Annotated in this window: 13 protein-coding genes; 7 read left to right on the forward strand and 6 right to left on the reverse strand. The window is 69.1% G+C overall.

Features of this window, described 5'->3' with window-relative positions:
- Positions 1 to 49: 49 nt before the first annotated feature.
- The 3 genes from WJM96_RS06760 (at position 50) to WJM96_RS06770 (ending at position 3,952) form a co-directional block, all read left to right on the forward strand.
- Positions 50 to 1,252 carry a pyridoxal phosphate-dependent aminotransferase gene (locus WJM96_RS06760; protein ID WP_424811670.1) on the forward strand — a complete coding sequence of 401 codons (1,203 nt, stop codon included), beginning with the start codon at positions 50 to 52 and terminating at the stop codon, positions 1,250 to 1,252.
- 241 nt (positions 1,253 to 1,493) lie between these two features.
- Complete coding sequence (gene fusA / locus WJM96_RS06765; protein ID WP_424811671.1) at positions 1,494 to 3,575, forward strand: elongation factor G; 2,082 nt, start codon at positions 1,494 to 1,496, stop codon at positions 3,573 to 3,575.
- Between the two features lie 128 nt (positions 3,576 to 3,703).
- Positions 3,704 to 3,952, forward strand: a complete 249-nt coding sequence (locus WJM96_RS06770; RefSeq protein ID WP_424811672.1) for a hypothetical protein — start codon at positions 3,704 to 3,706, stop codon at positions 3,950 to 3,952.
- A gap of 3 nt (positions 3,953 to 3,955) precedes the next feature.
- Here the strand turns inward: WJM96_RS06770 and WJM96_RS06775 are convergent, their stop codons facing one another.
- Both WJM96_RS06775 and WJM96_RS06780 read right to left on the reverse strand, forming a co-directional pair.
- Positions 3,956 to 4,408, reverse strand: a complete 453-nt coding sequence (locus WJM96_RS06775; protein ID WP_424811673.1) for a MaoC/PaaZ C-terminal domain-containing protein — start codon at positions 4,406 to 4,408, stop codon at positions 3,956 to 3,958.
- Positions 4,405 to 5,673, reverse strand: coding sequence for a DUF445 domain-containing protein (locus tag WJM96_RS06780; protein WP_424811674.1), 1,269 nt, complete (start codon positions 5,671 to 5,673; stop codon positions 4,405 to 4,407). Before WJM96_RS06780 ends, WJM96_RS06775 begins: the two co-directional genes overlap by 4 nt.
- A gap of 180 nt (positions 5,674 to 5,853) precedes the next feature.
- Between WJM96_RS06780 and WJM96_RS06785 the strand changes: the two genes are divergently transcribed.
- Complete coding sequence (locus tag WJM96_RS06785; RefSeq protein WP_424811675.1) at positions 5,854 to 6,591, forward strand: metal ABC transporter ATP-binding protein; 738 nt, start codon at positions 5,854 to 5,856, stop codon at positions 6,589 to 6,591.
- Positions 6,592 to 6,601: 10 nt separating this feature from the next.
- Entirely contained in the window at positions 6,602 to 7,468 is an 867-nt protein-coding gene (locus tag WJM96_RS06790) for a metal ABC transporter permease (protein WP_424811676.1), read from the forward strand.
- Here the strand turns inward: WJM96_RS06790 and WJM96_RS06795 are convergent.
- From WJM96_RS06795 to WJM96_RS06810, 4 genes are all read right to left on the reverse strand, one after another.
- Positions 7,453 to 8,697 (reverse strand): MFS transporter, encoded by a 1,245-nt coding sequence (locus tag WJM96_RS06795; protein WP_424811677.1) that lies wholly within the window; start codon positions 8,695 to 8,697, stop codon positions 7,453 to 7,455. The two genes, WJM96_RS06790 and WJM96_RS06795, sit on opposite strands and share 16 nt — an antisense overlap.
- Positions 8,698 to 8,758: 61 nt before the next feature.
- Positions 8,759 to 9,727: an MBL fold metallo-hydrolase gene (locus tag WJM96_RS06800; protein WP_424811678.1), complete on the reverse strand. Its 969-nt coding sequence runs from the start codon at positions 9,725 to 9,727 to the stop codon at positions 8,759 to 8,761.
- Entirely contained in the window at positions 9,724 to 10,329 is a 606-nt protein-coding gene (locus WJM96_RS06805) for a pyridoxamine 5'-phosphate oxidase family protein (protein WP_424811679.1), read from the reverse strand. The genes WJM96_RS06800 and WJM96_RS06805 overlap by 4 nt, the downstream gene beginning before the upstream one ends.
- Positions 10,330 to 10,342: 13 nt before the next feature.
- Positions 10,343 to 11,185 carry an ATP-binding protein gene (locus tag WJM96_RS06810; RefSeq protein ID WP_424811680.1) on the reverse strand — a complete coding sequence of 281 codons (843 nt, stop codon included), beginning with the start codon at positions 11,183 to 11,185 and terminating at the stop codon, positions 10,343 to 10,345.
- A gap of 115 nt (positions 11,186 to 11,300) precedes the next feature.
- Between WJM96_RS06810 and yajC the strand changes: the two genes are divergently transcribed.
- Together yajC and WJM96_RS06820 are read left to right on the forward strand one after the other, a co-directional pair.
- Positions 11,301 to 11,636 (forward strand): preprotein translocase subunit YajC, encoded by a 336-nt coding sequence (gene yajC / locus WJM96_RS06815; RefSeq protein ID WP_424811681.1) that lies wholly within the window; start codon positions 11,301 to 11,303, stop codon positions 11,634 to 11,636.
- 4 nt (positions 11,637 to 11,640) lie between these two features.
- Positions 11,641 to 12,540 carry an alpha/beta hydrolase gene (locus WJM96_RS06820; RefSeq protein WP_424811682.1) on the forward strand — a complete coding sequence of 300 codons (900 nt, stop codon included), beginning with the start codon at positions 11,641 to 11,643 and terminating at the stop codon, positions 12,538 to 12,540.
- Positions 12,541 to 12,578 lie beyond the last annotated feature (38 nt).

Here is a 12,578-nt window from a genome sequence, read left to right on the forward strand (position 1 = left end):
GATAGGTTCCGCCGCCGCGAATTTCCCGCGGATTCCCGTAGGACGGACCATGAACCTCATCGCCGAACGGCTTGACCGCATCTCCCCCTCCCAGACCATCGCGATCTCCACGAAGGCGCGTGAGCTGAAGGCGGCGGGGAAAGACGTCATTGGCCTTTCGGCCGGCGAGCCCGATTTCGACACGCCCCAGCACATCAAGGACGCCGCCATCGCGGCCATCCAGTCGGGCGACACGCGCTATACGGACGTGGCCGGCACGCCGGCGCTACGCAAGGCGGCCGCCGCCTATTTCAAGCGCGAGCACAACCTCGACTACAAGCCCGAGCAGATCATCGTCTCCACTGGCGGCAAGCAGGTGATCTTCAACGCCATGCTCGCCACCATGAATGACGGCGAGGAGGCGATCATTCCGGCGCCGTGCTGGGTTTCCTATCCGGACATCGTGGCGCTGGCGGGCGGCAAGCCGGTCATCGTCGCCGCCGGGCAGAACCAGGGCTTCAAGATGACGCCCGAGCAGCTCGAGGCCGCGATCACGCCCAAGACCAAGTGGCTGATCCTCAACAACCCCTGCAACCCGACCGGCGCCGCCTATACCAAGGAGGAGCTGAAGGGCCTGGCCGAGGTGCTGCTGCGCCACCCGCACGTCTGGGTCTTCACCGACGACATCTACGAGAAGCTGGTGTACGGCGACTTCCAGGGCTCGACCATCGCCGCTGTGGAGCCGAAGCTCTACGACCGCACGCTGACCATGAATGGGGCCTCCAAGGCCTATGCCATGACCGGCTGGCGCATCGGCTTCGCCGGCGCGCCGATCGGCCTGATCAAGGCGATGGACAAGCTGCAGAGCCAGTCCACCTCCAGCACCAGCTCGATCAGCCAGGCCGCGGCCGTCGCCGCCCTGGAAGGGCCGCAGGAGAGCGTGGAGGACATGCGCAAGGTCTATGAGCGCCGCCGCGACCTCGTGGTCGGCATGCTCAACAAGGCCGTGGGCATCCATTGCATCACGCCGGACGGCGCCTTCTACGTCTTCCCCTCGGTCCATGGCTGCCTCGGCAAGACCAGCGCCGGCGGCGCGAAGATCGAGACGGACGAGGATTTCGTGATCGCGCTGCTCAACGAGCAGGGCGTGGCGGCCGTCCACGGATCGGCCTTCATGTTCCCGGGTCACTTCCGCATCAGCTACGCCACCAGCGACGAGCTGCTGACGGAAGCCTGCTCGCGCATCCAGACCTTCTGCGCGGGCCTTCGCTGAGCCAACCCAGTCGGGGAGGGGCCTCCGGGCCCGCCCTGGCGTCTCCTGGGTGGAGAAATTCCGGAATTGCGGCCTTGAACGGGCCGCCCCGCGCCTGACGCAGGGCGATCCGGCGCTTCCCGGCTTGCAAATTCCGCCCGGAGAGGGCATCTCCCGCCCCACGACCTATCTTGACCGAAAGATTTCGGGGCAGGCGGCGCTCCCACGGCGCTCGCCTGCTCTTGCCGCATGGAGGCCTACCGTGGCTCACACCCCGCTCGACAAGATTCGCAACATCGGCATCACCGCGCATATCGACGCCGGTAAGACGACGACCACGGAGCGCATCCTCTACTACACCGGCAAGTCCCATAAGATCGGCGAGGTGCATGACGGCAACACCACGACCGACTACATGGACCAGGAGCGCGAGCGCGGCATCACCATCACCTCGGCGGCGGTGACGGCGGTGTGGGGCGACTATCGCATCAACGTCATCGACACCCCGGGCCACATCGACTTCAACATCGAAGTGAACCGCTCGCTGCGCGTGCTCGACGGCGCGGTCTTCGTGATCGAGGGCGTGGCCGGCGTGCAGCCGCAGTCCGAGACCAACTGGCGCCTCGCGGACCGCTACAACGTTCCCCGCATCATCTACATCAACAAGCTCGACCGTACGGGCGCCGATTTCTACAAGGCCGCGGCGACGCTGACCGAGAAGCTCGGCATCAACTGGGTCGCCCTGCAGCTGCCGATCGGCATCGAGGACAGCCTGAAGGGCGTGGTCGACCTCGTCGAGATGAAGGCGCTGATCTGGGAAGGCGACGAACTGGGCGCCAAGTTCCACGAGGCCCCGATCCCCGCCGACCTGGCCGACAAGGCCGCCGAGTACCGCGAGAAGCTGCTCGACACCGTCGTCTCCGCCGATGACGAGGCGATGGAGAAGTACCTCGAGGACGGCGACGTCTCCGTCGAGCTGCTGAAGCGCGCCATCAAGAAGGGCACGATCTCCGGCGAGTTCCGCCCGGTGGTTTGCGGCTCCTCCTTCAAGAACAAGGGCGTGCAGCCCCTGCTCGACGCGGTCGTCGACTACCTGCCGAGCCCGGTGGACGTCGAGGGCATCATGGTCGCCCCCGAGGAAGGCCAGGACGAGAACGCCCCGCGCCGCATCATCCCCGTGAAGGAGGACGGCCCCTTCGCCGGCCTCGCTTTCAAGATCATCAACGACAAGTACGGCAACCTCACCTTCGTTCGCGTCTACTCGGGCGTGCTCCGCCAGGGCGACCAGGTCCTCAATACGACCAAGGGCCACAAGGAGCGCATCGGCCGCATGTTCCAGATGCACGCCGACAAGCGCGAGGAGATCAAGGAAGTCCGCGCCGGCGACATCGCGGCCTTCGTGGGCCTGAAGGACACCGGCACGGGTGACACGCTGGCCTCCGCCGAGGATCCGGTGGTGCTCGAGCGCATGGCCTTCCCGGTTCCGGTCATCGACATCTCGGTCGAGCCGAAGACCAAGGAAGCCGTCGAGAAGATGACGATCGGCCTGCAGAAGCTGGCTGGCGAGGACCCCTCCCTCCGTCTCAAGACGGACCAGGAGACGGGCCAGACCATCCTCTCGGGTATGGGCGAGCTGCACCTCGAGATCATCGTGGACCGCCTGCGCCGCGAATATGGCGTGGATTGCAACATCGGCGCGCCGCAGGTGGCTTATCGTGAGACCATCACGAAGAGCCACACCGAGACCTACACCCACAAGAAGCAGTCGGGTGGCTCGGGCCAGTTCGCCGAGGTGAAGATCATCTTCGAGCCGAAGGAGCGGAACGAGGGCATCGAGTTCGTGAACGCCGTCGTCGGCGGCGCGGTGCCGAAGGAGTACATCCCGGCCGTCGACAAGGGCATCAAGGTCCAGGCCGACACGGGCGTGCTCGCCGGCTTCCCGACGGTGGACTTCAAGTTCACCCTGGTTGACGGCAAGTACCATGACGTCGACTCGTCGGCCCTGGCCTTCGAGATCGCCGGCAAGGCCTGCTTCCGCGAAGGCATGAAGAAGGCCGGCCCGGTGATCCTGGAGCCGATCATGGACGTCGAGGTCACGACCCCGCAGGACCATGTCGGTGACGTCGTCGGCGACCTCAACCGCCGCCGCGGCATGATCCAGAGCCAGGACATGGCCGGCACCTCGGTCATCGTCCGCGCCCACGTGCCGCTGAAGGAGATGTTCGGCTACATCTCCAACCTGCGTGGCATGACGAAGGGCCGTGCGTCCTTCTCCATGCAGTTCCACCACTATGATCCCGTGCCGCGCAACGTGGCCGACGAGATCATGAAGGCCGCGGGCTGATCCCTCGCCGCGCCCGGTTCGCCGGGCGTGGACCTGATCTGAAGAAGCGCCGGGGCCCATGGCTCCGGCGCTTTTTTCTTGTCTGGAGGCCGATTCGGCGCATCCTCCCCGAAACCAGGGAGGTGAGCATGCGTCGCCTGATTCCGCTGGCCCTGCTGTGGACGCTGCCCGCCCTTCCGGCGGCCGCCCAGCCGACCCGCTACAGCGTCTACTGCGCCAACGAGAAGATCGAGGTCGATAGCCGCACGCCCCAGCAGATGCAGGATGCGCGCGGCTCCCCCACCTGCCTGCTGCAGAGCTTCGATTATCTCTCGGACGCCCAGAACTTCGCGCGGCGCAATTTCGGCGGCGAGGGCGCGCGCTGTTCCTGCCGTTGAAGCTCAGCGCTTCAGGAAATGCGTTGCCGTCATCTCGATCACCACGCGCTGATCGGCGATGCGGGTGCCCGTATATTCCATCGTCGCGACACCGATTCCGGGCCGCGAGCGCCAAGGCTTGATGGCCTCCACCCGGCCGGTCACCGCGACCGCTTCATCGGGCCGGAGGGGCGCCGGCCAGCGCGTGTCGATGCGGTTGCCCCCCAGGCTGACCTCGCGGAACAGGCCGCTGCCCATGATCAGGCCGAAGCAGGCGCCCATGGTGTGCAGGCCGCTGGCTACCAAGCCGCCGAAGAGCGGGGCCGAAAGGGCGGCCTCTGGATCCATGTGGAAGGATTGCGGGTCGAACTTCGTCGCATAATCGATGATTTCCGCCTCGCTCAGGGCGAATTCGCCGAAGGCGAACTCCTGGCCGGGCGAGAGCTCGTCCAGGGACGCGAGCGGGGTGTGCTTCAATGGACCGTCCTTCCGCCGGTAAGCCAAAAGATGAGCAAGTAGAGCCCGCCGCCGGCCAGGAAGCCAACCAGCGTGCCGTTCACCCGGACGTATTGCAGGTCCTTGCCGACGCGCAGCTCGATCTTCTCGGTCACCTCGGCCGTGTCCCAGCTCTTCACGACCCCGGCGATGAAGTCCGACAGCCGCGCCTGGGCGGAAGGCAGGAGGCGGGCCAGCGCCGCTTCGGCCGTGGAATTCACGCGCGCGCGCGCCGCCTCGTTCTCCGCGAGGAATTGGCCGGTATTGGCGAGCGCGGCCTCGATGAGTTGCACGCTGCGCCCTTCCGGATTGAGCGCGTCGGCGGCGAGCATGTCGCGCAGACGGGTCCAGAGGTCGCCGAGCCATTCGGCGACGGCGGGGTGGGAGAGAGCGCGGCGGATGGCCAGGCCCAGCGCAGCCGCGCGCTCCGGATCCTGCTCCAGCCGCTCGATCTCCGCTTCGATCCAAGCCTCGAAGGCGAGGCGGAGATCGGATTCGCCGGGCTCTACTTTCTCGAGCTCCGCGTTGAGCACGGCTAGGACCTTGTCCGCCACATAGGCGCCCGCGGCCCAGCCCATCAGCTTCCCGCCCTGCTCGCGCACGCGGCGCTTGATGGCGTCGCGCAGCTCCTCCTGCTTGGCGGCGAGCACGACCTTGAGCTGGGCCAGCGCGAGGTCGAAGACCGCCTGGTGCTGCCCGCCCGCCATCAGGGCACGGAGCGCTCGCGCCACCACCACCGCCGCACCCGGACCGCCCGCCACACGGGGCAGAAGGCGCATGGAGAGGCGCAGTGCCCGCCCATCCTCCAGCGTGCGCAAGAGGCGGGGGATGGCCGTGGCCAGCGCCTCGGCGGCCGGACGGGCAGCTTCGCGGTTGGTCAGGAAGCCGGCCAGGATGGAGGCGATGTCCAGCCGCCCGATGACGCGGCGCAGCTCGGTCTCCGTGAAGACGTGGTTGGCCACGAAGCGGCCGAGGCCGAGGCCCAGCCGCTCCTTCTGGCGGGGGATGATCGCCGTGTGCGGGATGGGGAGGCCCATGGGCCGGCGGAAGAGGGCGGTGACCGCGAACCAGTCCGCCAGCCCGCCCACGACGCCCGCCTTCGCCGAGGCCGCCAACAGGTCCACTCCGAAGCTGGGGGGCAGCCAATAGGCCAGGATGGTCAGCCCGGCCATGAGGATCAGAAGGAAGGTGGCGAAGGCTCGATGCCGTGCCAGCGCTGATCGCAGCGCATCGTCAGGGGAAGCCATGGGCGCATATTACCCATGAGCAGGCTTGCTTGGCCAATGGGCGGCGACCATGTTATGGGATAACATCATGTCCGCATGGCCCAACCCTCTTGACCTGGCGAGCGGTTCCGCTTCCCGGGTCTGGCTGGCCGCCGCGATCCTCGCGGGGCTCTGGGCAGCCATTGCCTGGGCCCTGTCTGCATGAACGCGATGCTGCCCCCCGGCGAGATCCGCGTCCGCGACCTCACCGTCACCCATGGGCGGCGTCCGGCGGTGCATCACGTGAATTTCTCGCTGAAGCCCGGCGCCATGATGGCCGTGGTCGGCCCGAACGGCGCCGGCAAGTCGACGCTGTTGCGCGCTATCGCTGGCCTGCATGCGCCGTCCTCCGGCCGCATCGAGGGCGTGGCCCCCGGACAGGTGGCCCTGCTGCCGCAGCAGGCCGCGCTGGACCGCCAGTTTCCACTAACCTGCCGCGACGCGGTCCTCCTTGGCCTCTGGGCCGAGAGCGGCGCCTTCCGCGCCATCGCGCGCCCGGAGCGCATCGAGGCGGCGCTGGATGCCGTGGGCCTGCACGGCTTCGCGCGGCGCCCGGTCAGCAGCCTCTCCTCGGGCCAGTTCCAGCGCCTGCTCTTCGCGCGGCTGCTGATGCAGGACGCGCCGGTGATCCTGCTGGACGAGCCCTTCAACGCGTTGGACGCCCGCACCTCGGCCGACCTGCTCGCGGTGATGCGCCGCTGGCATGGCGAGGGCCGCAGCATTCTGGCCGTGCTGCACGATATCGACCTGGTTCGCCGGGAGTTCCCGGAGACGCTGGTCCTGGCGCGCGAGGCCATTGCCTGCGGCCCGACCGATGCGGCGCTTTCGGCCGAGAACCGCCTGAAGGCGCGCATGATGTCCGAAGCCTGGGCCGAGCAGGCCGAGGCCTGCGCCGCCTGATCCTCCCCACATGTGGGACCTGCTCTTCGCGCCCTTCGCCGAATTCGGCTTCCTGCGCCGCGCCCTGGTGGGTTGCCTGGCGCTGAGCCTTTCCGCGCCGCCGCTCGGCGTCTTCCTGATGCTGCGCCGGATGAGCCTGACGGGCGATGTGCTGGCCCACGGCATCCTGCCCGGCGTGGCGCTGGGCTTCGTGCTGGCGGGGCTCTGGATGCCGGCGCTGGCGCTGGGTGGCCTGGTCGCGGGGCTGGTCGTGGCGCTGGGTTCCGGCGCGCTGGCGCGGGCCACAGGCGGGCGCGAGGATGCGGCGCTGGCCGGCGTCTACCTCACGGCCCTGGCGGCGGGCGTGGCGCTCATCTCTTGGCGCGGCTCGGCGGTCGAGCTGACGCAGCTCCTCTTCGGCTCCGTGCTGGGCGTGGATGATGCGGCGCTGCTGCTCATGGGCGGCGCGGCGAGCCTGACGATGCTCTTCCTCGCCTTCGCCTGGCGGCCGCTGATCCTGGAATGCTTCGACCCTTCCTTCGCCCAGGCGGTGGGGGTGCGCGGCAGCGTCTGGCACCTCGGGCTGCTGGCGCTGGTGGTGATCAACCTCGTGGCGGCCTTCCAGGCGGTGGGGAGCCTGATGGCGGTCGGCCTGATGATGCTGCCCGCCATCGCGGCGCGGCACTGGTCTCGCGAGGTCGGCGGGCTGGTCGCGGCCTCGGTCGGGATCGCGCTCATTGCCACCCTTGCGGGGCTGCTGCTCTCCTACCACGCGGATTTGCCGAGCGGCCCGGCCATCGTACTGACGGCGGCGGTACTCTGGCTGGTTTCGGTGGTAGCGGGGCCGGTGGACGGGCTGCTGGCCCGCCACCTGAGGCGGCCTCACCTCGAGGGCTGACGCCCCGCCAGGATGGCCAGGGCGGCGGCAAGCTGAATGGCAGCCGCCGCGGCAAAGAGCCCATGCGGCCCCGTGGCGAAATCTCGCAGCAGGCCGAAGGCGGCGGGCGCGAAAGCATAGGTCGCCTGGCTGCAGGCCGTTACCAGCGCCACGACCCGGCCGGTATCGGCCGGCGCGAAGTCCGATTGCGCGATCATCGCCGGGATCGAGGCGGCGTTCCCCAGCCCCAGGCCGAACAGCACGATCCCCGACAGCAGCAACGCGATATCCGTGCCGCCGGAGGCCAGCAGCACCAGCGATCCCACGACCTGCACGAGGGAGTTCAGGATGGCGGCGACGCGCCGGTCGCGGCCGGGGGTGAGCAGGAAGCCCAGTAGGCTCCGGCCCAGGATGGCGCAGACGGTGGCGAGACCCGCCGCGAAACCGGCCAGATGCGTCCCCATCGGCACCACCAGCAACGAGAAGAGATGCGCGATCAGCCCGATCTGCGCGAAGAGGCTGAGCGAGCTCGATACCACCAGGGTCGCGAAGCGGAGGTTGCGCCAGAGGTCACGGCCGGGGAGGGGCGCATGGTGCACGCCGGTGCGACTGGCGGCTGGCCCGGCAGCGTCGCCATCCGGCGCCTGGCCCAGCTGTTCGGGCGTGACGGACAAGGTGCGTGCCGCGAGAAGGCCGAGGGTCACTGCCATGGCGAGGCCAACCCCCGCCGCGGCTCCGGCAAAGCCCCAGGCGGCGATGAGCGCGACCCAGAGCGGCGAGAAGACGATCCCGCCAACCGATGCCCCGTTATAGGCAAGGCTCAGTGCCGCCGGCCGTCGCCGAATGAACCAGGGAGACACCATGGCGTTGATCGCCGCTGCCCCTGTCATGGCCCAGCCGGAGCCGCTGACCAGCGTGGCGGCGAAGAGCTGCCAGGGCGCGACCGCCAGCGCCCAGGCCAGCATGCCGAGCCCGCTGAGCACGCCGCCCAGCGCAGTCACGCCACCCACGCCGAACCGGGCGTGAAGCGCCGGCAGGTTCGCCACCACGAAGGCGCCCCAGAGGTAATGGCTGGTGACCGCCGCCGAGACGAGCCAGATCGGCCAGCCACGCGCCTCGTGTACCGCATGGAGGAAAACCGGCGGGCCGTAGAAGCTCACGCCCCAGGCGAAGATCGCGACGGTGAAGGCCGCCCAGGTGACGCGCCATCCGAAGAAGGGGGGCGAGGCGGCGGGGAGGGCGCGGGACACGGCGGACATTGGGAACCTCCGAAGCGGGTTCCGCAAGCTGCCCTGGCGCCACCCCCGGAAGTTACGGCCCCGCCCGAAGCGGCACGACCTGCGTGCCGCCGAAGAGGGGCACGCGGAAATCCTGCCCATTCCGCCCGGCTTCGAGCCGCCGCACGGGCTCGTCGATGGCCTCCTGCGTCAGCTTGAAGGTGCCGAAATGCATGGCGATGGCCGTGCGGGCGCGAAGCTGGAGTTGTGCTTCCAGCGCCTGCTCGGGCGTCATGTGGACAGCCTGCATGAACCAGACGGGCTCATAGGCGCCGATGGGGATGAGCGCCGCGCCAAAGCCGCCGAAGGCGCGGCCGATGACGTCGAGATGCCCGCCGGCCGCCGTGTCGCCCAGGAAGGCCAGGCGGCCGCCCGTGGCGGGCTCCACCGCAAAGCCACCCCAGAGCGCCTTTGACCGGTCGTGGATCCCGCGAGCCGAGAAGTGGCGCATGGGCAGGTAGGTGGCGCGGTGGCCGCCGGGCAGCAGCGCCTCGCCGCCCCAGTCCAGTTCCGTGGCGCCTGGGATGCCATGCCGTGCCATCAGCGCCGCATGGCCCAGCCCCGTGAAGATGGCCGGGCGGAAGCGCGCGTGCAGGGCGCGCAGGCTCGGGATGTCGAGGTGATCGTAGTGGCCGTGGCTCACCAGCACAGCGTCGATCCGGGGCAGGGCGTCGAGCGCGAGGGCCGGCGGCCGCACGCGCTTCGGGCCGGCCCAGGTCACGGGGCTGCAGCGCTCGCTGAAGATCGGATCGGTGAGGATCGTCGTGCCGTCATCCAGCCGGATCAGGAAGGTCGAGTGGCCGACGAAGGTGAATGCCGCGTGGCCGTGCGGCACCTCGTCCGGCGGCGGTGGCTGCGGCGGATCCGTCAGGCTGGCGGGCCAGGGCGTGCCGCCACGCTCGCGCATCATGCGCCAGACGTTGCGCAGCGACTGCCCGGCGACCCCGCCATCGGGATTGCGGTAGCGGCCCTTGGCGTCGCGCTGCGAGGGCGGAAGCCTCACCACATCGACTTGGCTGCGCGCTCCGGCCACTCGCGGTCGTAGTTCTCGCCACCCACCGCGCCCTTCGTCAGCGCCGCCAGGATCTGGCCCGGCGTCGGCAGGCTTGGCTTGGCGTGGGGTTCCCAGAGCTTCGCTCGGATCACGGCGCGGGCGCATTGGAAGTAGATGGTCTCGGCCCGGATGATCGCCACCGTGCGGGGCTGCTTTCCTTCCATCTCGAAGCTCCGGCGCAGCTCCTCATCCGCCGTCAGCCGCGCGGTGCCATTGACGCGCAGCGCATTGCCGCTGCCGGGGATGAGGAACATCAGCGCCACGCGCGGGTCGCGCACGATGTTGCGCAGGCTGTCGATGCGGTCGTTCCCGCGCCGGTCGGGCAGCGCCAGCGTGTGGTCGTCCAGCACGCGCACGAGCTGGCCAGGCAGGTCGCCGCGCGGCGAGCAATCCACGCCCTCCGGCCCCACCGTCGCGAGCGAGAGGAAGGGCGCGGCCTCGATGATCCGCCGGTATTCCGGGATGAACCAGCCGATCTCCTTCTTGGTGGAGGCGGCGCCGGGCACGCCGTAATGGCCGTGCAATTCGTCGAGAGTCTCGATGAACTTCATCCCGATTGAGCCCTTATCCCTTGACGCCGAGCCGCCCCGCCATTTCCTGGATGAACTGCCAGGCCACGCGGCCGGAGCGCCCGCCGCGCGTCACGCTCCACTCCACCGCCTCGCGATGCAGTTCCTCGGTCGAGGCCGGCAGGTTCATGGCCGCGGCATAGCCGTCGATCATGGCGAAGAAGGTGTCCTGGTCGCAGTTGTGGAAGCCGACCCAGAGGCCGAAGCGATCGCTCAGGGAGACCTTCTCCTCCACGGCCTCGGAGGGGTTGATGGCCGTGCTGCGCTCGTTCTCGATCATGTCGCGCGGCATCAGGTGCCGGCGGTTCGAGGTCGCGTAGAAAAGCACGTTCGCCGGGCGTCCCTCGATGCCGCCGTCGAGCACCGACTTCAGCGCCTTGTAGTCCGCATCCTCCTTCTCGAAGGAGAGGTCGTCGCAGAAGACCAGCGCACGGCGCTCCTGCGTACGGAGGTGGCCCAGCAGGTCGGGCAGGGTGCGGATGTCCTCGCGATGGATCTCGATCAGCGCCAGGCTGCCGGGATGCTGGGCATTGGCCTCCGCATGCGCGGCCTTCACCAGGGACGACTTGCCCATGCCGCGCGAGCCCCAGAGCATGGCGTTGTTGGCCGGGAAGCCGCGGGCGAAGCGCAGCGTGTTCTCGAGGATGATGGACTTCTGCCGCTCCACGCCCTGCAGCAGGCCGATCTCGACCCGGCTGACCTTCGGGACCGGCACGAGGCGGTTCTGGCCGGGATGCCAGACGAAGGCGTCGGCGCCTTCCAGGGTCGGCGGCGGCGGGGGCGGGGGGGCCAGGCGTTCGAGGGCGGCGGCGATACGCGCCAGAAGTTCCGTTTCCATGGCGTGGTTTGAAGCCGCCCGCGCGTCATCGCGCAAGTGAGACGAATCGCATGGCTGTTGACGCGGAACCCGGCCCGGTTCATCTGCCCGGACGAAAGACATTCTGCGAGGACCGATGCTGATTTCTCCGGCCTATGCCCAGGACGCCGCCGGTGGCGCGAGCGCCATGATCATGCAGCTTCTGCCGCTGCTGCTGATCTTCGTGGTGTTCTACTTCCTGCTGATCCGTCCGCAGCAGAAGAAGATGAAGGAGCATCGCGCGATGCTGACCAGCCTGAAGCGCGGCGACCGCGTGATCACGGCGGGCGGCATCGTGGGCGAGATCAAGTCGGTGAAGGAGAATTCCGACGAGGTCGAGGTCGAGATCGCTTCCAATGTCCGCGTCACGGTGGTGCGCGGCACGATCAGCAGCGTGATCCGCCCGCAGGCGGCCAACGACACCAAGGGCTGAGGCCATGGCGCTGCGGTTCGTCGAGACACCGCAGGCCATCATCGCCGTGGAGGAGCACGGGCCGGCCCCGGGGGCATCCCTGGGCCCGCCCGCCATCCTTCTCCACGGCTTTCCCTACTCGCCGCGGGCCTATGACGCGGTGGCGCCGATCCTGGCCGGCGCGGGTCATCGCGTGCTCGTGCCGCATCTGCGCGGTTATGGCCGCACGCGGCTGAAGCCGGGCGTCATGCGCTCTGGCGCGCAGGGCGCGCTGGGTGCGGATCTCCTGGCGTTGATGGACGCGCTTTCCATCCCTTCCGCCTTGCTGGCCGGATATGACTGGGGCGGGCGCGCGGCCTGCATCGTCGCGGCGCTGCACCCGGAACGCTGCGCGGGCCTGGTGACCTGCACGGGCTACAACATCCAGGACATCGCCCGCAGCACGGAGCCGGCCTCGCCGGACCGCGAGATGCGGCACTGGTACCAGTACTACCTCCATGGCGAACGTGGCGCGCTCGGGCTCGCGAAGTATCGCGCGGAGATGGGCCGGCTGCTGTGGAAGCTCTGGTCGCCGGATTGGTCCTTCACCGACGCCGAATTCGCCGAAAGCGCCGCCGATTGGGAAAACGAGGACTACGTCTCCGTGGTGGTGCAATCCTACCGGCACCGCTTCGGGCTGGTCCCCGGCGACCCGGCGCATGCGGGCATCGAGGCGGCGCTGGCCGCCCAGCCGGACATCACCGTGCCCAGCATCGACCTCCATGGCGGCTCCGACGGAGTGAACCCGCCGCCCGAGGCGGGCTCGCCGCGCTTCACGGGCCCCTTCGCCCGCCGGATCCTGCCGCGCATCGGCCACAACGTGCCCCAGGAGGCTCCGGCCGCCTTCGCGGAGGCCCTGCTGGACCTGGCGGCCGCGCGGGTCTGAGGCCGCCTTCTCCGCCACGAAAAATGGGCGCGGCCCTC

The organism is Roseococcus sp. YIM B11640 (assembly GCF_049727625.1).
Lineage (GTDB): Bacteria > Pseudomonadota > Alphaproteobacteria > Acetobacterales > Acetobacteraceae > Roseococcus.

What these genes read in the sequence shown, in the direction of transcription:
- WJM96_RS06790 (WP_424811676.1), top strand. Translation starts at nt 6,602, where the DNA reads ATGTGGGACCTGCTCTTCGCGCCCTTCGCCGAATTCGGCTTCCTGCGC.
- WJM96_RS06770 (WP_424811672.1), top strand. Translation starts at nt 3,704, where the DNA reads ATGCGTCGCCTGATTCCGCTGGCCCTGCTGTGGACGCTGCCCGCCCTT.
- WJM96_RS06820 (WP_424811682.1), top strand. Translation starts at nt 11,641, where the DNA reads ATGGCGCTGCGGTTCGTCGAGACACCGCAGGCCATCATCGCCGTGGAG.
- WJM96_RS06760 (WP_424811670.1), top strand. Translation starts at nt 50, where the DNA reads ATGAACCTCATCGCCGAACGGCTTGACCGCATCTCCCCCTCCCAGACC.
- WJM96_RS06785 (WP_424811675.1), top strand. Translation starts at nt 5,854, where the DNA reads ATGAACGCGATGCTGCCCCCCGGCGAGATCCGCGTCCGCGACCTCACC.
- yajC (WP_424811681.1), top strand. Translation starts at nt 11,301, where the DNA reads ATGCTGATTTCTCCGGCCTATGCCCAGGACGCCGCCGGTGGCGCGAGC.
- WJM96_RS06805 (WP_424811679.1), bottom strand. Translation starts at nt 10,329, where the DNA reads ATGAAGTTCATCGAGACTCTCGACGAATTGCACGGCCATTACGGCGTG.
- WJM96_RS06810 (WP_424811680.1), bottom strand. Translation starts at nt 11,185, where the DNA reads ATGGAAACGGAACTTCTGGCGCGTATCGCCGCCGCCCTCGAACGCCTG.
- WJM96_RS06780 (WP_424811674.1), bottom strand. Translation starts at nt 5,673, where the DNA reads ATGGCTTCCCCTGACGATGCGCTGCGATCAGCGCTGGCACGGCATCGA.